The following is a 22,520-nucleotide window of genomic DNA, read 5'->3' as shown; positions in this document are numbered from 1 at the left end:
GCGAGGAGCAAATGAGAGCGAACGATCCTAAAGCAGTCCCTTCTCACCTCTGCCCCATTTGCTTTAGGACTCGGCGGGTGTCCGAGCATTTGATCGAGTTAGGTCTCGCCGCGAGCTACCTTGGGAATACCTCAACCTACGAGAGCGAGCATGGCACAGCGGCCATCCGAACCGAGACGATCGGAGATTGGTTCAAGTTGGCCGCTCAGCTCGAAAAGGTCGAAGTCAACACCTGGAAGTTCGAACCCTCCGAAGCAGGCCTCTACTGCAGCACAGTTGCTGACAACATCGACGCACATTCGGAACACTACACAAACCACGCCACTGCGCTCACGCGGTTTATATTCGTCTGTAATGGCCTAGAAGAGGCATATCGCTTCGTCGATCACCTCTACACTCCGTTAGCGGCTGCAAAGGGCGTGACCAAAAAAGATCTCAAACGAGCCAGCAGCATGCGGGCCGTGGCGCTTCTCGATGACCTTTTCGAACGAATGGGGGCTCAGGCCGCCCCACAAGAGTTCGAACACCACTGCGCCAACTTCATCAGCCTATTTAATCGATACAAGGCCGAGCACAACGCATCAGTAGGAGGCATAGCAACCGGCGCGGAAAAGTTCCCTACATATGCGCTTCAACTCGTGCGCAACCTTCGAAACCATGTGGCGCACGGAACATTTCCCTTGGGACCACCGGCGGACTATGGTGGCTACGAGGACAGTGAGAAATTGATCCTCATGCTCAATCATGCTTGCCGAGTCACTGCCCTATACACGCAGACAATCTTCCGTTGGTTCAGCCCAGGCTTCGAATCCGACGACTACATCTCCATACAAGGTTGGGGCAAAGAATTCGACCACTTTAAAGAAAGGTGCACTCTTGAGTACGTCCTAAATCTTCATCAGCAAAGCGATTTCGCTTTCCACCAAGACCATTATCGCTACGACGATGACGATGACGATGACGATGACGATGAAGAAGACATTGAAGTCGTCACATACCGGCTAGGACCGACCCGGTCCTAGCGCGGTTGCCATTAGACGGACTGGACTGCGCCAGATCCAAAGCAGCTATCGTAGCCAGGCGTCAAGCTTGTCGAAGACCCGTTGGCACAGGTGTTCGGATCGCCGCGCAATGAACGCGGCATCCCAATGTTGACCACCTTGCCCACGAAATGCGAGGGGCGCCAAGTGCGACTGGTAGTTCGACGCGGCGACCAATGTTGATAGTGCGGGTGGAACACTGCCGATGCCTAGTGCAGCGGCCAGAGCGGTTCCACTTGGGCCAGCCGCCGTCGATCCCGGCATGGTCAGGTTCCAGTAGTAGAAAACTTTGTCCGGCCATTCCGAGTAGATCGAGGAGTTCACCGCCGTGGACAGCAGGGTCAGGTTGCCGAGCTTATCGACAATCGAATAGTTGCCTGGGTAGATAGTGGCGTCAAAGTGAGCCGGGAATTTGATCGTCGATGGCTGATCACGTGTAGCCACGTGTTCGATCACTTCGTAGCTCGTCATGTGCCATACGCGGCAGTTCAGCAGATCGGCCGAGTTAGCCATGCCGTCAGTGAAAAACCCTTCGTTGCCAGCGGTGAGATCCGGCGCGGCGTCATTAGCCGAAACAAACAGCGCGAACCGGCAAACTGCCTTGCGTGAATACCAGGCATTCTCTTTGGCCAGGTCCACCCAGATCTGCCGAGCTGCGATTGCGTTGAAAGCATCATAGATCTTTTGATTTTCCAAAGCCTGCCGAAATGCCGCCTTGACGAACGACGCGGATTGGTTGGCCGCCCCGTTGGCAAAAGAGATATTCCCTGCAGTTAACTGGAACAGCGCTCGATAGTCTGAATCAGGAAAACGTCCTTGCTGCGCACCCATGTAGAGCGTGAAAAAGGCGGCAGTCGCCTCGCACACAGCTACGAACTCAGCCGCTGCGGTAGCCTTGTTCGCCGCGTTCAATTGCGAGCGAAGTAACTTGGAATAAAACACGCTTAGCACGGCATGCGAGAATTGATGGCCTGCGTCTTTGAGATAGAAGACACACAGTCCTGCGCGGTCAGCTTGCTGCTGCGACAGCCCCAAGAGCATCAAGCGATCGCAGAGGCCGAACGTGTTCGAATTTTTCGGCGACCTCCGAGGCTTCACGAAGGTCAGGAAATACTCGGCCTGGTCTGCGATGGTCGTGACGAAGTCGACCGACTTCTGAGTCGGCACGCCAGCAGCTAACGACCAGTCAAGCGTATCTGTCAGCCAGTCGCGTTCCTCGCTGAACCTTCGGCTGCGTTCCATCCCATTGAAAACCAAGGCTGAGGACACGATCACCTTATCCGTCAGCTCTTCCTTGTCCGACGAATTGCTCTCGGTCTCAAACACCTTCTCGATGCGGTCGACTTGCGGCTTAATCGCCGTCGAGTAGCCGGTGCCCCACGCTTTGACTACCTGCGGCTTGAACACTTCGAAAGCGGTTAGAGGTGTGCCCGTGGCGTTCAGCGACTGGAACATGTCGAAAGCCAATCCTAGATCCAGGCACTCGATTACCACGAGGTGACACGAATTCTTCAAAAAAGCGCATACCGCCAGCAGCAACATTCCGCCGCAATAAACGGATTGCTCGTCCGGCGCCAGAGAGCTGATATTCGACCAGGTGGGCGGATAAGCCATGAAACTGAACAGGCTTCCATCGACGACGCTGTTTGCCGACAACAGGCCGATGGCGAGGACCGCGTCGGCCGCCTGAACCTTTTCGCTAATCGTCTCTTGGAAGACCCTCAGCACGGACCCCACTCGCTCATCGGTTGGGATCGCGTCGATAGAAATGCCGGCGATGAACCTCGACAAAAAGCTCGACGTATTGGAGCGATAGAAATTGTCGATAGGGCCGCTTAGCGTCCACTGATCGGACACAGGGTTCGCCGACACGTCACCCGCCCGGATGATCTTCGGCTTCAGCGCCGGCTGGGCGCCGGTCTTAGTGATCTCAACCGAGAAGAACTTTCGGATGTTAGGAAGCTCATCAGTCAACTCGGTCGCCAACGCATCGAACTCCGTCGCTGAGCCGGCTAAAGCCTTGAGTTTGGGCACGGTCTGGGAGATCTGCTCTGCGATCACACACGCCAGCATCGCGATAGAGGTAATGCGCTGCTGACCATCGACGACGTTTGCGACCTTGGTCAAGAGATTTGGCGTGTCCGAGTGGACGCCAGTTTGCACGTTCTTCTCGTCGTGCAGGATAACCGTGCCAAGGAAGATGCTGTTCTCTGGCTTGGTAAGCGTGCGCTTGATGCTGGAGAAAATGTCTTCGATCAGCTTCGTGGCGTTCTCTTCGTCCCACGAGTAATTGCGTTGATAGTAGGGGACGTAGAAGCCGCGCCCGCTCTGTGAAAAGAAGTCGAGCAAGCTGGCTGCATCGTGTTTGAATGGCTGTGCCACAAGAATTTCCCTTAATTAATGGTTATCTGCTCGGATAGCGGCCACGGCCGCTTCAATGTCCTGGTCGGACAGGAACGAGGCTTGCGCAAAGACTAATCCTTGCTCACCGTTGAGCTTAGCGGCTAGATGTCCTCGGCCAAGCAGCAGCTCGGCGCCAGGACGATCTAGCGCGATCTTGGAAGTCGCCTCGCTAGAGACCTTCAAGATCAGACGGTTACCCAGGTTCTCTCGAAGCTGCATCGGCATCACGTCCTTGTCGGGACGCTGGGCGGCGAAGATCAGGTGAATGCCTGCCGCGCGCGCCTTTACACCCAAGCGTTGCACGGCTGCCCCTACAGCGCCCTTGTAGGCGTCGTCAAGCATCCAGTCCGCGAACTCATCATGAATTAGGAAAACCATGGGTAGGTGCTCCGCGGCCGGAACCTTTGAGTTATAGGTGGGCAGGTCGCGCGCACGCGCCTTGGCGAACGCTCGGTAGCGATCTTCCATCTCCTGGACCAAGGCTTCAAGCACCTCGCTCGCTTTCTCCTTCGTGGTGACAATCTCATCGCGCATGTGCGGCAAGTCAGCCAATGGGGCGTAGTCGACGCCCATCTTGGGATCGATCAAGATGAGCTGTGCTAAATCCTTGGAGTTCGTCGCGGCAATGTCCAGAATTAATGCCTGGATCAGTACCGATTTGCCGCTGCCCGTGGCGCCGGCCACCAGCGAATGCGGCTCATGAGATAAGAGCCCACCGAACTCAGCGCCGAGGTTCAGATACAGCAGCGCGCCGTTAATCTCTTGTAGACCCAAGAGGAAGGATGTGTTGATGCCGGCGACATTGCGATTTAGCTCGCGGCGGGACCACAACTCCCAAAGCGACACGGCTTGCCGCTTGGCGCCAGCAACCGTCACCACGATTTCGCCAGGTTTTGGCTGAACCGTGACGAGGTTGATCGCATGCGTGGTCAAAAGCTGTGTGCGCTTGTTCTCGATGTCCTCGACGCGAAGCCGGTCGGAGCCTGCCAGGCGCACTAGGCAGCCATTAGGAGTCAACCGCGTCCCAAGGATCACGGCCTGCAGCCCGTAGCTGTTGAGCGCGGCCTTGAGCTTCTTAGTCAACTCCTGTGCCCATTCCTCCCGCTCGGCGTCGGCTTGCGTGCCGCCAGCGAACTTTGAAGCGACAAGCGCGGACAGAGAAGGCCCAAAGCTGTTTGGCGCCGATGGCGCTAACGCCGGAACCAAGGTCAAAGATGGTGACGCGTCGCTGGTTTGGGCTGAGCTTTGCGTAGGAATCGAAGGCTCTTGCGCATCTGAGCCGGTGTCGTCTATGGTTTGAACTTCCTCGACTTCCTCGACTTCCTTGGCTTTCACCCCAGTTTCATCGCCCCCGTTCGCGAGCTGGCCCATGGCCGCGAGCCAGGGCACGCGAGGTGCTGGCTTCTTGAAGCTATGGCCGGACCAGGTTTCGTACGCACCGAGAGCCGCGCGAGCTTCAATACTGCCTGTTCCTTTGGCGTATGCCTCGACTAGCTTCTTGAGATCAACGCGATCGAAAACCTCCTGCCAAGCCTTGACGCCACTCTCATCCAAGAGAAGATCTTGCTCGGAGGCAGACGCCGAGCCAGCGTCCGAGGTGTGGACGTAGATCTGCGAATAGCCGCGAAGTGAAATCTCCACTTCCCCTTCTCGAAGCTTCGAGCGAGCGCGCTCCATCAAACCCGTCATCCCTGGAGGAATATCTGCGTCGATGAGCATGTCGGCTAGGCGGGCCAGCCACACATCTCGATCAAGCCGGCCAGGATCGCCAAAGAGGGCCTCACGGAACAGGCCCAGCGTGGTTAGAAGCTGATCTTTCGAACTGCGGCGTGCTGCGGCTATTCCATCGGCGCTCACATACTTCGATTCGACGATCGAAATGACTACTCGGATCGTATCCTCCTTCTCCTCGACATTAAGCGCCAGAATGTCAGCGATGCGGCTCTCAGGTTGAGAAAGCCAGCTTGCGTAGTCGTCGAGAAGGAAGTATGCCGTCAAGGCTTGCCCCCCGCTGGCGAGAGCCTTGAACTCATCCGCGAGTAGATGGCGGCTGAGGACTAGGCCGATCATTTCGCCCGCAGAAACGCCGCGTTTCGCCGCGCGCAAAACGATGTCGCCGGAAATTGACAGAGCATCGCGTTTGGCCTTCTCGGCGGCATCATTGACCTCATCCGAGGTAAGTTGTAGCTTCAGCTCATCAAGACGACGCCGGACAAGCACGCTAAGCAGCCGCAGCTCGGAAGTCGAACTCACAATCATGTTGCGGCCGTTAGTGGAGCCACGGCGATACCTGACAACCGTAATGTTGTTGTGTTGAAGCTGGCGCTTGTCTAATAGCTCGTCGTAAGTGGCGACCCATTCTGCAAGGTTGTGTGCGTCATTGATCAATGCAGCTAGTTCCTGGCTTTGCAGGGAAATGCGGCGTGCCGGCAACAATCGCTTGTCGACTGTCGCGTCCTTCTGATTACAGACGGCAGAGACAGCGGTTACGTAGGACCATCCCGAGGCCGTTTGCCAAGGGCAGGTCAGGAACGTAGTGGACTTGAGTTCGTCCTCGCCTGAGACACTGCGGTAGGACCAACGCGAAGGCGCGTGCTCCAGGCTAGGCCGGTCGTTGGTCCAAGCTACGGGTAGCCATTCCACCTTCGCGGAGCGGGCGACCACGTCATGCAGGAAGGCCACGTCGAAAGCTTTGAAGCCCTGAGCGCTTTCGCTGGGAGTCGACGAGATTGGAGTGACTGCGATACGCAGCTTTGAGATGAAGTTGTCGCTGGTTTCGCTGACCATCGGCAGGTCAGGATCATCACCGACCTTGTTGACCAGTTCTCCATAGACGCTGCGAAGTTTCGCCTGGTCGGCATGCCGAACGGACACACTGCACTGAAACTTGCCGTCCTCCTGAATGGAGGAAAGCTCGCGCACGGTCGCCAGCGGCAACTCGGCCGCGTCGGCGTTGTAGAGCACGACACTGAGGTTGGCGGCCTCATGAGGCTGCAGGCCGACGTAACGCTCCAAGAGTTCGCGCGCCTGCTTGGCCGCAGCGGCTGGATCAACGTCGGTCATGGCGTCTTCATCGCCGCGAACCGGGGCCTCCAAAAGGCTGTAGCCGTTAACCGTGCTGCTTTCGCTGACTAGCTTGGGGGACCCGCCATTGTTGAGGACTGCTATCTCTGGGTAGAAGGGATGGGCGATTTCGTCCGAAAGCTCGCGCATGAAGATCTCGCGATCTCCATAAAGTATGCTTCCGCTGGATAGCAAATGAGTGGCGAAGCCCGCTACGCGGCGGGACTTTACCGCCAATGCCTTCATGCGTTCAGGATGCCAAGGCGGTATGATTAGCGCGGGGTTGTCACCGGCCACGCGGGTCGTGCCCACCGACAGGACCTCAGACACCAAACGCGACCGGCAAAGGTCGCCACGCGCGTGGGCCATCAAGGTGTCCAGCAGCGCGGCAAAGGATTCAGCCTGGCGCATCACCGCTTCCCCATGGAGGCCGCTGTTGACGAAGTCGTCCAGCGCCTGGATATAGTCCCCTTCGAACTTATCCCAGGCGCCTCGAACCTCTTCGCGTTGAGGAGGCGTCAAGCGGCCGTCGTCAGTCAGTTCCTTGATCCGACTCTTGATCTCTTGGCGGAAGCTACGGAGTTTGTTGGCGGCAGGAACAAGGGAACCCGCGTCAGTGGAGTAAGTGGCTTCCAGGGTGCCGGTGTCGAGAAGTGAGACGTTTTGAACCCCGCCTTTTTTGCTTACCAGCCGACGTGGGACCTCAGTGCAGCCGACCGCTCCCTTGTCCAATAGTCGGCGCATATCCGCTACCATGGACAGGCCAATGGTAGTAGGTTTGTAGCTCCAAAGCAGTTGCGTCTTATTGATGCGAGTCTCGGTATCGCCCTTGATTTTTAAAAGTTCAACATCGAATTTGATCTGCAATGCGAGGCGCGCGAGCGATGAATTTGCTTTAAGCTTCTTGTTCCGGCTCGTGGCGATCTCGCGTTCCCTTGCGATGTAGCGCTCGAAATCGAACAGCGGGTCTGGAAGGTCTGCAGTAGTCATGCGCGTGACCTTCCACTGCACCTTGGCGCCCATCAGGTCGCGGATGCCGCGATACATCGCGGAAAAGAAACTGCCTGCGTCATGATTGAACCGCTCGCGCCATTCAGTCCGCCCCTTGTTGACGGTAAAGCGAAGTATGCGCTCGCCTTCGGAGTCCTCAAGTCCAGCGTGGAGGTTGTTAACTACTCGAGCGAATCCATCGAAGAAGTCGTTGCATTCAATCGGCTTTCCAAACAGCGCCTTCTCCCACCGCGATAGCAGCTTGGAGTCGAGCTCCAAAAACCGGCGATGGGTGGCGAAGAATTCTTCATCCTCGGGCGTGAAGTCAGCTCGCCGCTCGCGCGACTTCAGGTCTTCCAGGAGTTTGCGGCCCTCAGGCTCCAACGCGTTGTCTTCGTCGCAGTCATGGTCGAAGAAGCGCAAGGTTGTCTCTGCCAAGCCTTGTTGTTTTTCCTTGGGTTTGTCGAACGCGAGATATACCCCTTCGGATTCCCACTCGAACTGCGCGAGAGAAGCTGCAGCTTCTTGATCGCCCACCGGAGCCGATGCGAAGGCTTTCAAGGCTTGGCGCGCACCTTCGGCGATCTCGGCGGCATTGGCGTCGATGCGCTCAACCAATTCATCAGGATCTAGTGGCTGGCCGTTTTGGCGGAGTTTTTTGAGTAGCGGCGCGCGTTGCGAAATGAGCTTAGCAAAGGCCTTTTGCCAAGCTCCGCGCGTGGTCCCAAAAGTCTTTGCATTGGAGAAATACCCACTATCCCTGGGAAGACCAGCCCTTGGCAACGCATACCCGACCGCGTCGCGGATAGGGAGACCTCTAGTGGCGATGGCTTCAATGATCTCCGAGCAGAAGTCGCCAAGCTGCACTAGAGAGAGCTCGGATGCATTTAGCAGGCCGCCGAGCGCGGCTTGGAATACAGCCCTGTCCTCCGCCACCAGCGTAATCCCGCCGGTGTGCAATGCAGCGTCGACCCAAGGTTGGGGATCGATCCTCAGTTCCTTGGCGCCAATGGGCGTGACGTGAGCGAGCGTGTCCGAAAGGTTCTGCTCACTACCGCTGGCGGTGAGAATCGCTTCCTTTTCCGTCTCAGCGTTGTTGCGCACGTAGCCTGCGTTCTGCTGGATCAAGAGCTCTGACGGCAAGCCCTGACCTGCTACCAAAGCCTCTGGAATCATCAGATCCATACGCGCGACTAGGTCCGGCTTGCCCATGACCGAGCGTGCCACGGCGGCGATCTGGCTGGCCGATAGCTTGTCGAGTCGGAAGAGCGCAACGGAGTCGCCCGCTTGGGCTGGGTTGGCAAGGCGCTTGGAGAGGATCTCCGCGCCAACTCGCCCGATGATGCGGTCGGTCAGCATGCAGCCTCCACTTCAGAAAAGAACGGGTTTTCAACAAATGAGCAGGAATCTGAGAGCCGGCGCACCAGACCAAGGCCAACAAGCCGGGCCTCTAGATTGTCGCGGTTCTCGCTGAGTTCCCCCTGGTCGATAGACTTTGCCTCTACGAGGTGAACACCTTCGGCATCGCCGATTACCAAGCCATAGCGGCGCTTAGCTTCTACCAAGAATTCGTCAAACTGCATTCGGTCACCAACGACCGCGATGACGATAGATTTAAGCAATCGGTCATTAGGTGCATACCGATACCGTCGCGAAAGCCGACGAGAGCTCAGGCCTATTGCACGCGACCATGATGCATGGATTTTCCCTACGTGTTGGCCATGTCGGGGCAATGCCAGTTCGACGAGCTTAGAGACCAACTGGTCAGGGCTTTGGCCGGAATAGTCGTCTTCTTCACTGCCTCCCACGCGTGGCCACTGGAAGGCCTCATACAAAAGCTTCATGCGCTCGGCTTCGGGAAACTCAGCGGAATCCGCATCGATCCAGGTCTTTTCGTTTCGAATCGATTCGACGTGGGCTCGGATCGCTTTTTCGGAAAGGCCTTGATTAGCAAGATAGCTATCGCCGGAAAGAGCTCGCACCTTGCGGCCGTCTTTGGAAACTATCTCGCAGACAAACTCGACAGGCTCGTCATTGCCGGCGGTTTTCTTGGCTCGTTCGAGGAAGTAGAGAAGCATATGGAGACCAGTGATCGCGATCAGATGCTCAAGCGCGTCATAGACCGGCATGTCTCTGGACAGAATTGCCAGCCAGTCTTCGCAAATTTGGTCGAAGCGTGGGCTCGACGCTTCTGGCAGGTAGCCAGAAACGCGAGGATCCTCTGGAGACTGGGGCGTACCCTGGAGCGCTCGGGCTAGCCGATTCATCGGTGCTGATCGCTCGAACATTTGATTGGCAAGTAAATCGCCGAGTTCGGCACCGCGCTTGGCTCGGGAGAGCATCAGATAGAGCAGTTCGCCAGACCGCGCGAAAAATCGCCGGTCATTGCTCATGTTGCCTTTCGAGTCGATCTCCAAATCTTCATAGAGCGCGTCCGGTCCAAAAGGGAAGACAAACTTCGAGCTCCAGCGCTTGTTGCTATGGAACTCGAAAGAAGATGAACGGAGCAGTTCGATCGCTTTTGCGAAATCATCGAAGCTGCTGAAAGATTGGCGCAGATAGGCTACATCGCTGGCCCCGTCTCCATTACCCGTTTTTCCTTGCTCAAACTTATCGAACCATTGGCGCCACTTCTCCTCGTCCGAGAGCTTACTTCCAGCGATGGACTCCACATAGGGATTATTGAAGAGCAGTCCACGTAGCCGTATTTGACGCTGTGGTTTGAACTTGATGGCGCCGCTCAGGCCCTCGTGGGGTCGCAAAGGCTTGTCTAGGTTGGACCCTAGTACGCCGAGAAATTCAAGAACCGTCAAATGCGGAAGTTGCTCGTCGTAGAGTCGATGTCCCCAAATGTTCTCGTCGACGCAGAAATCGACCCGGTCGATTTTTGGACGTTTGATGATTTTACTCATGCTGAAACTTTCACATTCACAGGGCGAGTCATGCCGCGTCCCCCGGGTTCGATGTCGATGAAGTTAAGGGTCATGGACGAGTCTTCCCCGCCAACCTCGTCGTCATCGGCGATGGCCTCCCTGCGAACCGTCTCTGCCTTGCGCAGCAGCTTGGCCTTGAAGGCCAAAAGGTCTTCAAGACATTCGTTGGAGAAGCTTGCTGGAAGCGCGCCGTCCGCGACGCGAGCAAGGAACTCGTAGCGGATGGGCGTAAGATCGAAGATCACTCCATTAGCCGCTCCCGGAGCAAGCAAAACTTCCAAGAAGGGGCGGCCAGTCATTGCATTGAGCTTGATGGCCATACCTGTACCGCTTTGCCGGCGTGCGGAGGTATCGTAGTCGCAAAGCACGCTTACACGACTCTGTGTAAATCCGCCGGAACTTGCGATGAAGATCCGGTCGGCGTTCTCTAAGAGGAGTCCTGTCAAAACACGATTCAGGCCTCTCACGATCCGGCCGCGGACAGCCTCGTTAACCTGGGCAGTCTTGTTCACTAACGTATCGATGAGCTCAAGGTATTCGCCTGCGTAACGGAAGACTGTCATGGCCCAGCGCGAGTATCCGGGTTCGTCCTTAGGCAGCGTGAAGTAGAGCCTGCGACGCTGGTCTTCGAGCATCTCCATGAACTCGGCCGCACCGCCGTCGAGCCTCGCTCCCTCGTGGCCTTCTAGGTAATCATCTTGGGCCACCAGGTAGTTCGCCGTGGCTCCATAGATAGGGTCGCTAGCTATTAGGCGCGCGAAGTCAGCCTGCAGTCTCGAATCGTCCTTGCCGTAGACCAGCAGGCCATCGGCCCCATTGGTGGTCTCCTCACCGACGCCAAAGCCCATCATGGCCTTGAAGACAGGGCGGTCAGCAGCTCTGCGTTTGGGCAGGTTTGCTCCGAAGGCATTGGCATAGATGCTGGCCTTACTGACGTTGCCCGCCTCTTGGATCTTTGCCACATCGGCGCAAGTCATAAGGTTCTCCTTCGCACCCTTTGCGTCGGAATACCCGAGGATCATGTTTGAGCAGAGGGCAAGCAAGTCGCGCACCGGCAGATGCATGCCGTTGAGGCGTGCTATCTCTATTAGGTCGCCCAAACGACCAGCAAGCTGCCCGCCGTCGGCCGCGCCGAACAATCGTCGGCGATTCTCGTCGATTGGGCAGATCCTTCCGTTGGAATTCAAAAAGCAATTAGAACAACCGTCCCATTGCGGATGCCCCGCCACCGCTTTCGCGACCTCTTCAAAGGTTTTGCGGGTAGTCGTGCGACTAAGGTCGAACACCGCTAGGCGATCAGGTGCCGGACCGGCTTGCAGAAAGCACTCTTGCAACGGCGTGCGAAGCGGATGTCTGCCGCCTTGTCGTTTTCCCAGGTCGCGCAGGCGGTCAAGTACTTGGCCATGGTTGGCTGCTAGGATCACGATTTCAGAGTCATCGCCGCCGAGCACTGACTTTTCAAAGCGCTGGAGCGGTTGATCGCTTTCCTGGCCATTAAATTCGGAGAGATCTTTGATAAAGGTGGCCAAGCGGCCATCGGCCAGCCGTAGCTCCTTGACATTTCCTTTGGCGGCCCAAGACTTGGGATCGCCGCCCAGGCGAGTCCAAAGAGCCCGGCAGTGATAGGTCTTGCCATCGCCTGCGGTGCCGGCGATCAGCATCGAGCCCGGTACCTTAGACTCAATATGTTTGACCATGTCTTCAAGAAGCGGCGTCGACAAGCTGATCGGCTGGACGTTGGCTCTGCGAAGCGCACCAGACACGTATTCGTCAAACATCGTCAGGTTTTGCGGCGTCGGGCCGTAGCTACGCAGAAAGCGCACCCAAACGCTGGCAGGCGGTGCTCCGCCGTCCCCTTGGCCATGCGGGCTGGCATTTGTCATTTTACATCCCCATTTTGATATCATTTGCCCCGCCGCACCTCTACTCTTCGGACTTGAACATGCCGAGTGTGCAGAGTAACCAATTTGACGTTGAGAGCATCTGGCTTGAAATTTTATAAACCTCAGTAATGACGCGGGCTTTATTGCAATTGTCCGCTAACGATGTTTTGCAGAAGCTGCCAAACCGTTAGCTTTTTAAAAATATTGCAATTTGATGTCCTTTTTTTTTGGTAACTGGTCCCGATATGGCGCTATTACCGCGATGTCTGGGTTATCAGATATTAATACGGACATAATTAGCTTGAAGTTATCCTACCATCAAAAATTGCAATTGTGAAATTTTGCAGGGTTATCGACAACCTTGACTGTTGTTTTGGCTTGTTTAAGCTATTGGGGAAATTTGGGAGGGTAGTAGTGAAACGAGTGTGCAAAAAAAAGCCAACCTTGATAGGTTGGCTCTTTTATCTAACGACGTTTTAACTTTATCTATTGTCCAACAAGTGCACTCTAAACGTCAATATTCCCCGCCTGCAGCGCATTCGACTCAATAAAGTTCCTGCGCGGCTCTACCTCATCCCCCATCAGCGTCGTAAAGATCTGATCCGCCGCAATCGCATCCTCGATCTGCACCTTCAGCAAACGGCGCACGGTCGGATCCATCGTGGTTTCCCACAGCTGTTCCGGATTCATCTCGCCCAGACCTTTATATCGCTGCTTCGACACGCCGCGTTCGGCTTCTTCGCGCAGCCAGATCATCGCTTCGTGGAATTCGCGCACGGCGAATTCCTTCATCTTCTCGCCTTCGCCGCGGCGCATGATGGCGCCTTCGCCCATCAGGCCCTGGAAGGTGGCGGCGGCATTTGCCAGTACGGCGTAGTCGTTGCTGAGCACGAAGTCGGCATCGATGGAGGTGACGTAGACGTTACCGTGGCGCATGCGCTCGATGCGCAGCGCGTGCTTGTCGCTCAGTTCGTCCGAACGCACGACCACCCTGACGGCCGGGTCGTTGATCGCTGCTTCCATCGCCTTGGCCGAGGCCTCGGCGGCGTCGAGCGTCATCATGTCGAGCGTGACGCCGCCCATGATGGCGGTCAGCGCGGCGCGGTCGATCACGCGCGTCAGGCGCATCATGATGGCGTTGGCCAGGTTGTACTGGCGCACCAGTTCGGCCAGGGCTTCGCCGGTGATCGGATTGGCGCCTTCGCGCGGGATCAGCGAGGCGGTGTTGAGCGCCACCATCATCATGTAGCTCGCTTCCTCAACGTCGTCTTTTAAATAGCGCTCGTCGCGGCCGGCTTTTACTTTGTACAGCGGCGGCTGGGCAATGTAGATGTGGCCGCGCTCGACCAGCTGCGGCATCTGGCGGTAGAACAGCGTCAGCAGCAGGGTACGGATGTGGGCGCCGTCGACGTCGGCGTCAGTCATGATGATGATGCGGTGGTAACGCAGTTTATCCACGTTGAATTCGTCCGGGCCGATCGAGGTGCCGAGCGTGGCGATCAGGGTCGTGATCTGTTCCGACGACAGCATCTTTTCGAAACGCGCCTTTTCCACGTTCAGCACCTTGCCGCGCAGCGGCAAAATCGCCTGGAACTTGCGGTCGCGGCCCTGCTTGGCGGAACCGCCTGCCGAGTCACCCTCGACGATGTACAGTTCGGCCAGCGCCGGGTCGCGTTCCTGGCAGTCGGCCAGTTTCGACGACAAACCGAGGCCGTCCATCACGCCCTTGCGGCGGGTGAGGTCGCGCGCCTTGCGGGCGGCTTCGCGGGCACGGGCGGCTTCGACGATCTTGCCGCAGATGATTTTGGCGTCGTTCGGCTTTTCGTTGAGGAAGTCGGTGAGCGTTTTAGCCACGATTTCCTCGACCGGGCCGCGCACTTCCGACGACACCAGCTTGTCCTTGGTCTGCGACGAGAATTTCGGTTCCGGCACCTTGACAGACAGCACGCAGGTGAGGCCCTCGCGCATGTCGTCGCCCGAGATTTCGACTTTCGCCTTCTTGGCGAAATCGTTCTCGTCGATGTATTTGTTGATCACGCGCGTCATCGCCGCACGCAGGCCGGTCAGGTGGGTGCCGCCGTCGCGCTGCGGGATGTTATTGGTGAAGCAGAGCACCTGCTCGTTGTAGGCATCGTTCCATTGCATCGAGACGTCAACCGAGATATTCGTGCCGTGCTCGGACATGCGGTCGCCGGTGGCCTGGAACACGGTCGGGTGCAGCACGCTCTTGGTCTTGTTGATGTATTCGACGAAGCCACGGGTGCCGCCTTCGAAGGCGAACACTTCTTCCTTGCCGGTGCGGTGGTCGCTCAGCTTGATGTTGACGCCGTTGTTCAGGAACGAGAGTTCGCGGATACGTTTACTCAGGATCTCGTAATGGAATTCGACGGTGGTAAAAATTTCTTCGTCGGCCCAGAAGTGCACTTCGGTGCCGCGCTTGTCCGTTTCGCCGATCACCTTGATCGGGGAAACTTCAAAACCGTCGACGATCTCGATTTCGCGGTTCTGCGGAACGCCGCGCACGAATTCCATCTGGTGCACTTTGCCTTTTTGGCGCACGGTCACGCGCAGCAGCTTCGACAACGCATTTACGCAGGACACGCCGACGCCGTGCAGGCCGCCCGACACTTTATAGGAGTTCTGGTTGAACTTGCCGCCGGCGTGCAGTTCGGTCAGGGCGATTTCAGTGGCCGAGCGCTTCGGCTCGTGCTTGTCGTCCATCTTGACGCCGGTCGGGATGCCGCGGCCGTTGTCGGCGATCGAAATCGAATTGTCGGCGTGGATGGTCACATGGATTTCGGTGCAATAGCCGGCCAGCGATTCGTCGATCGAATTATCGAGCACCTCGAAGACGAGGTGGTGCAGGCCGGTGCCGTCCGAGGTATCGCCAATGTACATGCCCGGGCGCTTGCGCACCGCTTCCAGGCCTTCCAGAATTTGAATCGAGGCGGCGCCGTATTCGTCCGACTGCATCGGCGATTGGGGCATTTCGTTGGTGTTATCGGACATGGACTGCTTTCTCAAAAAACTGTGTATTCAGACTGCTCAGTTCGGGGTGCCTCTTGATTAAACAAGAGGCAGCGCCGCGATGCGTACTAGTTAGATGCGCATCGGCATGACGACATATTTAAAGTCGCCATTGTCGGGAATCGAGATCAGGGCCGACGAATTCGAGTCGCCCAGGGCGATGTTCACCTGGTCGCACTTCAGGTTGTTCAGCACGTCGAGCAGGTACGTGACGTTGAAACCGATGTCGATCTGGTCGCCGCCGTAGTCGATCTCGAGTTCTTCGACCGCTTCTTCCTGGTCGGCATTGGTCGAGCTGATCTTCATGCTGCCCGGGGTGATAATGCAGCGCACGCCCTTGAACTTATCGCTGGTCATGATGGCGGCGCGCTGCAACGAACGCAGCAGCTCGTCGCGGCTGATCGTGAAGTCGTTCTTATAGCCCTTCGGGATCACGCGGGTGTAGTCGGGGAACTTGCCCTCGACCAGCTTCGACACCAGTTCGATGTCGGCGAAGGTCAGTTTCACTTGCGAGGCGGCGATGTCGAGCTGGACGGTTTCGTCGCTTTCTTCGAGCAATCTCTGCAGTTCGATGATGGTCTTGCGCGGGATGATGACTTCCTGGCGCGTGAATTCCTGCTCGGCCTCGACCTGGCAGAAAGCAAGGCGGTGGCCGTCGGTGGCGACCGCGATCACCTTGTTACCGTCCAGCACCAGCAGCAAGCCGTTCAGGTAGTAGCGGATGTCTTGCTGGGCCATCGCGAAGTGCACCATGTTGAACAGGTGCTTCAGCGTCTTTTGCGGCAGGGTGACGCTGGCGTTGTAGGTGTCCGCGACCGAGACGGTCGGGAATTCCTCGGCGGCCAGGGTCTGCAGCGCGAAGCGCGACTTGCCGCTCTGTACTGTCAGGCGTTTGTTGGCCAGCGTCATGGTGACGTCGCCGGATTCCGGCAGCGCGCGCAGGATGTCGAGCAGCTTGCGGGCGGCGACCGTGGTGCCGGTGATGTCGTCGCCGGAACCGATGTTCGCCAGCGTGGTGATCTGCACTTCGGTGTCGGTCGACAGGAAAGAGACGCTTTCGCCGTCCTTGCGGATGAGGATATTGGCCAGAATCGGCATGGTGTGCCGACGCTCGACAATACCGCTCACGATCTGCAGTGGCCGGAGAAGGGTATCTCGGGTGGTTTTGACCAATTGCATAGTTGTCCTCAGAGGGGTTGTTTGCTGAAATAGTACTGCTGCTATTTTGCCTATTGCCGAGGGTAATTGCTACCCCCGGCAAGCTGCCGTCCGGTCAGCCCTTCAGGGTCTGTTCCAGCACGTGCAACTCGTGGTTGCACTCGGCGTTTTTCTGGCGGTCGCCGGCGATCTTGCGTACCGCGTGCAGCACGGTGGTGTGGTCGCGGCCGCCGAAGAGTTCGCCGATTTCCGGCAGGCTCTTCTGGGTCAACTCTTTCGCCAGGTACATGGCGATTTGGCGCGGGCGGGCGATGTTCGCCGGGCGCCGCTTCGAGTACATGTCGGCGACCTTGATGTTGAAGAAGTCGGCGACCGTCTTCTGGATGTTTTCCACCGAAATCTGGCGGTTCTGCACCGACAATAAATCCTTCAGGGCTTCCTTGACGATGTCGATCGTGATGTCCTTGCCGTGGAAACGCGAGTAGGCCAGGATCTTGCGCAGCGCGCCTTCCAGCTCGCGCACGTTCGAGCGCAGGTGTTTTGCGACGAAGAACGCGACGTCGTCCGACAGCACCACGCCTTCGGATTGCGCCTTTTTCAGCAGGATCGCCACCCGCATTTCCAGTTCCGGCGGTTCGATCGCGACCGTCAGGCCGGAATCGAAGCGCGAGATCAGGCGGTCGTCCATGCCGGTGATCTCTTTCGGATAAGTATCCGAGGTGATGATGATCTGCTTCTTCGCCGCGATCAGCGCCTCGAAGGCATAGAAGAACTCTTCCTGCGTGCGGCTCTTGCCGCCGAAGAATTGAATATCGTCGATCAGCAGCATGTCGAGCGAGTGGTAGTAATGCTTGAAGTCGTCGAAGCCTTTGCGTTGATAGGCGGTGACGACGTCGCGCACGTACTGCTCGGCGTGGATGTAGCGGATGCGCGCGCCCGGGTTGTCGACCATCACCTGATTGCCGATCGCGTGGATCAAGTGGGTCTTACCCAGGCCGACGCCGCCGTAGAAGAACAGCGGGTTGTACGAGACGCCCGGGTTGTTCGCTACCTGGATCGCGGCGGCGCGCGCCAACTGGTTGGCCTTACCGGTGACGAAGCTGTCGAACGTCAGGTCCGGGTTGATGCGGCTCTGCTCGCGCTTGGGCGAATTGGCGATGTTCAGGTTCTGCTGTGGCTCGGCGGGCGCAGACGGGCGCAGCTGGCCCGGCTCGACCTGGCTGGTCGGGGCAGGGCGCACGGCGTCCGGCTTTTTCATGTTCAGGCGCGGGTCGAGCACGAACTGCACCTCGACCGGGGCTTCCCAATACTGGCAGGCCAGGGCCGTGATGCGGTTGGCGAACTGCGACTTCACCCAGTCGAGCTTGAAGCGGTTGGGCGCAGCAATGCGCAGCTTGCCGTCCTCGTAGTCGAGGGCGACGAGCGGTTTGATCCACGCGCTGTATTGTTGCGGCGTCAGCTCGAGCTCCAGTTGCGCGGAGGCGGTCTGCCAGAAATTTTCCATGTGTGCGGCTTAGTGAAACGTAACACGCTATTTTACCCGTCTCCGCGCTAGTTATCCACAGGTTGCCCCAGATTTTTCAGCGAGGCTGGGGATAAAGACGAAGTTATCCAAGCGTCAATCGACAGCAGGAAACAACAGCTGCCTTGACAGCCGGCCACCAAATCGAGTCTAATTCAGGGTTCCCTGTCCGCCCGCCTGTCAGCCAACAGTTTTATGGTTGAGAAATGCACGGACTTAGCTGTGGCGTGACGCAAACTTCAAGACTGCGAACTGTCATTGGCGCCGATTCCTGACGAAAGACGTCAGACCCGATTTTGCATCCTATTTTGCTTTAAGCGAGACCACCATGAAACGTACTTACCAACCTTCCGTCGTTCGTCGCAAGCGCACGCACGGCTTCCGCGCACGTATGGCTACCCGTGGTGGCCGCCAGGTCCTGAACGCACGCCGCGCCAAGGGCCGCAAGCGTCTGGCTGTCTAAGCCTTTCGCCTGCTTTCCTGCGGTCGGCCATGACAGGCGAAGGTTCGCACGACTTCGCGCGCGCTCGGCGCATTTTAAAAACGGATGAGTTTTCATCCGTTTTTCGTTTGCGGCCAGCGCAAAAATCCGCGCATTTCGTGTTGTACACACGTCCCAGCCCGCTGCCCCATGCGCGGCTGGGCATTGTCGCGGCCAAGCGTTTCGCGCCGCGCGCTGTCACCCGCAATACCATCAAGCGCATCACGCGTGAACTGTTCCGCACGAACGAGATCCAGGCCGTCGACTGCATCGTCCGCCTGGCGCGTCCGGTGAATACCAAGGCCGGGCCGGCGACCAACAGCGCCTTGAAACGCCTGCTGCATGCCGAGCTGTCGCGCCTGCTCGCCTCGCAACGTCCGCGCCGCCCTTCAGGGCCGCTCGCGGCGCCGCCGACGCCATGAAAACCCTGCTCATCTGGATCGTGCGTGCCTACCGGCTCGTGCTGTCGCCGATGCTCGGGCAGAATTGCCGCTTTTATCCGTCCTGTTCCAGCTACGCCATCGAGGCGCTCCAGACCCATGGGGCATTGCGCGGCAGCTGGCTGGCCGCGCGCCGCCTCGGCCGCTGCCATCCCTGGAACGCGGGCGGCGTCGATCCGGTACCGCCGAATCGGCACAAGCATTCCCACTCAGCCGCTTGCGGTTGCAACCACTCCTGATCAATACCTCAATGGAAATCAATAAACGTACCATTCTGTGGATTGTCTTCGCCGTCTCGCTTGTCATCCTGTGGAACAACTGGATGATTTCGAGCGGTAAGCCATCGATGTTTGCGCCGACGCCACCGGCCAAGGTTGCGCAGGCGCCTGCAAATTCAGCCACGAACACCACCACCGGCGTGCCGGCTGCCGCCGGCCAGCCGGGTGCTGCGCCAGGCGCGGTGCCAGGCCAGCCGGCTGCACCCGCTCCGGTGCGCGCCGAACGCATTACCGTCACCACCGACGTCGTCAAAGCCGAGATCGACACCGTCGGCGGCGTGATCCGCCGCCTCGAGCTGCTGAAATACCCGGACCACTTCGACAAAACGAAAAACCAGGTGCTGTTCGACGTCTCGGGCAACAACACTTACCTGGGCCAGACCGGTCTGATCGGTTCGACCCCGGCCGGCGTCCTGCCGAACCACAACACGCCATTCGTGGCGCGTCCGGGCCTGCGTACGCTCGATGGCGGCAATGCCGTGCAAGTCGTGCTCGACGCCGAGCAGGGTGGTGTGAAGCTGACCAAGACGCTGACCTTCAAGCGCGGCGACTATGTGATCGACGTGCGCCACGACATCTCGAACCTGACGCAAGCACCGGTACAGCCATCGCTCTACCTGCAGCTGCAGCACGACGGCAACAAGCCGCCAGGCGATTCGTGGTTCACCCCGAGTTTTACGGGCCCAACGTTGTGGACTCCGGGCGAGAAGTACCAGAAGCTGAGTTTCGAGAACATCGAAAAGGGCAAAGCCGAGCACGCAACCAAGTCGAATGGCGGCTGGGTGGCGATTTCGCAGCACTTCTTCGTGTCGGCCTTCATCCCGACCGAAAACACGGCGCGCGAGATCTTCACCAAGAAACTGGCGACGAACCTGTACGCGATCGGCACCGTCCAGCCGCTGGGCACCGTGGCGCCGGGCGCGACCGTGTCGAACACCGCGCGCCTGTATTCGGGTCCGCAGGACGAAAAGACGCTGGAAAAGATCACCCCGGGCCTGGAACTGGTCAAGGACTACGGCATGTTCGCGATCATCGCGAAACCGCTGTTCTGGATCATCGACCAGATCCATCAGTTGCTGGGCAACTGGGGCTGGACCATCATCGCCTTTACCATCCTGATCAAGCTGGCCTTCTTCCCGCTGTCGGCCGCCGGCTACCGCAGCATGGCGAAGATGCGCGTGGTCACGCCGAAGATGCAGGCGATCCGCGAGCGCTACAAAGCCGACCCGATGAAGATGCAGCAAGCCACCATGGAGCTGTACAAGGCCGAAAAGATCAACCCGCTGGGCGGCTGCCTGCCGATCCTGGTGCAGATGCCGGTGTTCCTGGCCCTGTATTACGTGCTGCAAGCCTCGGTCGAGATGCGCGGCGCGCCGTGGATCGGCTGGATCCAGGATCTGACCCAGCCTGACCCATGGTTCATCCTGCCGGTGCTGTACGCGATCTCGATGTACGTCACCGCGAAGCTGAACCCGCAACCGGCCGATCCGATGCAGGCGAAGATGATGCTGTTCATGCCGCTGGCGTTCTCGGTCATGTTCATCTTCTTCCCGTCGGGCCTGGTGCTGTACTGGGTCGTGAACAACCTGGTGTCGATCGCGCAGCAGTGGGTGATCACCAAGAAGTACGGGACGCCGGCGAAATAATGTCGCTCGCGTAACGTCAGCAAAGCCCGTGCATGCACGGGCTTTTTTATTGTTTGCTGTTGCGCACTGTAGGGTGGGCTCCCGAGCCCACGCGTCTACGTGTTTATCAGGCACCGTATCGACGCTGTATGTTGGTCGCCATCGAAGAGCGATTTCCTCGCCCCTGAACAATGCTGCCACGTCTCATCGTGCGGACCGCGTGGACACAAGTGCCCACCCTACGGTACACCTCGCCGTCTCGCATAAATCATCTACAATTCGCCCATGAAGCTAGATACCTCACCCATCGCGGCAATTGCCACGGCACCTGGACGCGGCGGCATCGGCGTGGTCCGCGCCTCGGGCAAGTCGCTTGCCCCGCTGATCGCATCGCTGTTCCCGGACGCCAAGTTGGCGCCGCGCCACGCGACCTACATCCCCTTCACTTCGAACGACGGCAGCGTCATCGACCAGGGCCTCGCGCTGTATTTCAAGGCGCCGCATTCGTATACCGGCGAGGACGTGCTCGAACTGCAGGGCCACGGCGGCCCGGTGGTGCTGCAGATGCTGTTATCTCGCGTGCTCGAAGCCGGGCGCGAACACGGCCTGCGCCTGGCCGAACCGGGCGAATTCACGCGCCGCGCCTACCTCAACGACAAGCTCGACCTGGCCCAGGCCGAAGCCGTGGCCGACCTGATCGACGCCTCGACCGAAGCGGCGGCGAAGTCGGCCTCGCAATCCCTGTCCGGCGCCTTTTCGCAGGTCGTGCATCGGCTGGTCGAGCAGACCATCAATTTGCGCATGCTGGTCGAAGCGACCCTCGATTTTCCGGAAGAGGAAATCGATTTTCTCGAAAAATCGAATGCGCGCGGTCAGCTGGCCGGCATCATCGATTCGCTCGAACACGTGTTCCGCCAGGCGGCACAGGGCGCGCTCCTGCGCGAAGGCTTGAACGTCGTGCTGGTCGGCCAGCCGAACGTCGGCAAATCCTCGCTGCTCAATGCGCTTGCCGGCGCCGAAGTGGCGATCGTCACCCCGATCGCCGGCACCACGCGCGACAAGGTCAGCGAGACGATCCAGATCGAAGGGATTCCGCTGCATATCATCGACACGGCCGGCATCCGCGCGCTCGATGAAGAAGTCGATGTCGTCGAACGCATCGGCATCGAGCGCACCTGGGGCGAGGTCGGCAAGGCGGACGTGATCCTGCACCTGCTCGATGCCAACCTCGGGCCGAGCGCGGCCGATGAAACCATCGTCGCCGCCTTCCCGGCCGGCGTGCCGGTGGTGCGCATCTGGAACAAGATCGATCTGTCGGGCCACCGCGCCGTGGTCGAAGGCGCGCTTGATGCGACCCACATTTATTTGTCGGCCAACGAGAAACTCGGCATCGACCTGTTGCGCGCGGAACTGCTGCGCATCGCCGGCTGGCAACAGACCGGCGAATCGCTGTACCTGGCGCGCGAGCGCCACCTGATCGCCCTGCGTGCGGCGCGCCAGCACCTCGACGTCGCGGCCCAGCACGCGGCGCAGGATGACCAGTCGCTTGATCTGTTTGCGGAAGAGTTGCGGTTGGCGCAGGATCAGCTGTCGAGCATTACTGGTGAGTTCACACCCGATGATCTGCTGGGGGTGATTTTCAGCCGCTTCTGTATCGGAAAATAATTGGGATTCCGA

General features: G+C 58.5%; 13 protein-coding genes. 6 read left to right on the top strand and 7 right to left on the bottom strand.

Going from position 1 to position 22,520, the window contains the following annotated elements:
• The first annotated feature begins 77 nt into the window (after window positions 1–77).
• Complete coding sequence (locus AC56LG_RS12735) at window positions 78–1,022, top strand: hypothetical protein (RefSeq protein ID WP_497166456.1); 945 nt, start codon at window positions 78–80, stop codon at window positions 1,020–1,022.
• Between the two features lie 45 nt (window positions 1,023–1,067).
• Here the strand turns inward: AC56LG_RS12735 and AC56LG_RS12730 are convergent, their stop codons facing one another.
• From AC56LG_RS12730 to dnaA, 7 genes are all read right to left on the bottom strand, one after another.
• Window positions 1,068–3,422: a GmrSD restriction endonuclease domain-containing protein gene (locus AC56LG_RS12730; protein ID WP_497166455.1), complete on the bottom strand. Its 2,355-nt coding sequence runs from the start codon at window positions 3,420–3,422 to the stop codon at window positions 1,068–1,070.
• A 15-nt stretch (window positions 3,423–3,437) separates the two neighbouring features.
• Window positions 3,438–8,855 (bottom strand): FtsK/SpoIIIE domain-containing protein, encoded by a 5,418-nt coding sequence (locus tag AC56LG_RS12725; protein WP_497166454.1) that lies wholly within the window; start codon window positions 8,853–8,855, stop codon window positions 3,438–3,440.
• Complete coding sequence (locus tag AC56LG_RS12720) at window positions 8,849–10,408, bottom strand: hypothetical protein (RefSeq protein ID WP_497166453.1); 1,560 nt, start codon at window positions 10,406–10,408, stop codon at window positions 8,849–8,851. The genes AC56LG_RS12725 and AC56LG_RS12720 overlap by 7 nt, the downstream gene beginning before the upstream one ends.
• A complete protein-coding gene (locus AC56LG_RS12715) occupies window positions 10,405–12,312 on the bottom strand; it encodes a hypothetical protein (RefSeq protein ID WP_497166452.1) in 1,908 nt (635 codons plus the stop codon). Before AC56LG_RS12715 ends, AC56LG_RS12720 begins: the two co-directional genes overlap by 4 nt.
• Window positions 12,313–12,819: 507 nt before the next feature.
• Window positions 12,820–15,321 carry a DNA topoisomerase (ATP-hydrolyzing) subunit B gene (gyrB, locus tag AC56LG_RS12710; protein ID WP_497166451.1) on the bottom strand — a complete coding sequence of 834 codons (2,502 nt, stop codon included), beginning with the start codon at window positions 15,319–15,321 and terminating at the stop codon, window positions 12,820–12,822.
• 90 nt (window positions 15,322–15,411) lie between these two features.
• Window positions 15,412–16,518: a DNA polymerase III subunit beta gene (dnaN, locus tag AC56LG_RS12705; RefSeq protein WP_192056869.1), complete on the bottom strand. Its 1,107-nt coding sequence runs from the start codon at window positions 16,516–16,518 to the stop codon at window positions 15,412–15,414.
• A 94-nt stretch (window positions 16,519–16,612) separates the two neighbouring features.
• On the bottom strand, window positions 16,613–18,001 hold the full coding sequence (dnaA, locus tag AC56LG_RS12700; RefSeq protein ID WP_192056870.1) for a chromosomal replication initiator protein DnaA: 1,389 nt from the start codon (window positions 17,999–18,001) through the stop codon (window positions 16,613–16,615).
• 346 nt (window positions 18,002–18,347) lie between these two features.
• On the opposite strand from dnaA, the gene rpmH reads away from it, so the two are divergent.
• The 5 genes from rpmH to mnmE all read left to right on the top strand — a co-directional run bounded on the left by rpmH (window position 18,348) and on the right by mnmE (window position 22,508).
• The gene (rpmH, locus tag AC56LG_RS12695; protein WP_040378179.1) at window positions 18,348–18,482 is read left to right on the top strand and encodes a 50S ribosomal protein L34; all 135 of its coding nucleotides are present in this window, start codon (window positions 18,348–18,350) and stop codon (window positions 18,480–18,482) included.
• A 29-nt stretch (window positions 18,483–18,511) separates the two neighbouring features.
• Window positions 18,512–18,922, top strand: coding sequence for a ribonuclease P protein component (gene rnpA, locus AC56LG_RS12690; protein ID WP_497166450.1), 411 nt, complete (start codon window positions 18,512–18,514; stop codon window positions 18,920–18,922).
• Window positions 18,919–19,179 carry a membrane protein insertion efficiency factor YidD gene (yidD, locus tag AC56LG_RS12685; RefSeq protein WP_192056872.1) on the top strand — a complete coding sequence of 87 codons (261 nt, stop codon included), beginning with the start codon at window positions 18,919–18,921 and terminating at the stop codon, window positions 19,177–19,179. The genes rnpA and yidD overlap by 4 nt, the downstream gene beginning before the upstream one ends.
• An 11-nt stretch (window positions 19,180–19,190) precedes the next feature.
• Window positions 19,191–20,864, top strand: a complete 1,674-nt coding sequence (gene yidC / locus AC56LG_RS12680) for a membrane protein insertase YidC (protein WP_497166449.1) — start codon at window positions 19,191–19,193, stop codon at window positions 20,862–20,864.
• A gap of 264 nt (window positions 20,865–21,128) precedes the next feature.
• The gene (mnmE, locus tag AC56LG_RS12675; RefSeq protein WP_497166448.1) at window positions 21,129–22,508 is read left to right on the top strand and encodes a tRNA uridine-5-carboxymethylaminomethyl(34) synthesis GTPase MnmE; all 1,380 of its coding nucleotides are present in this window, start codon (window positions 21,129–21,131) and stop codon (window positions 22,506–22,508) included.
• The last annotated feature ends 12 nt before the right edge of the window (window positions 22,509–22,520 follow it).

The sequence above is a fragment of the Telluria sp. ZB2R32 genome, assembly GCF_059685715.1.
This window is presented reverse-complemented; position numbering and strand designations above follow the sequence as displayed.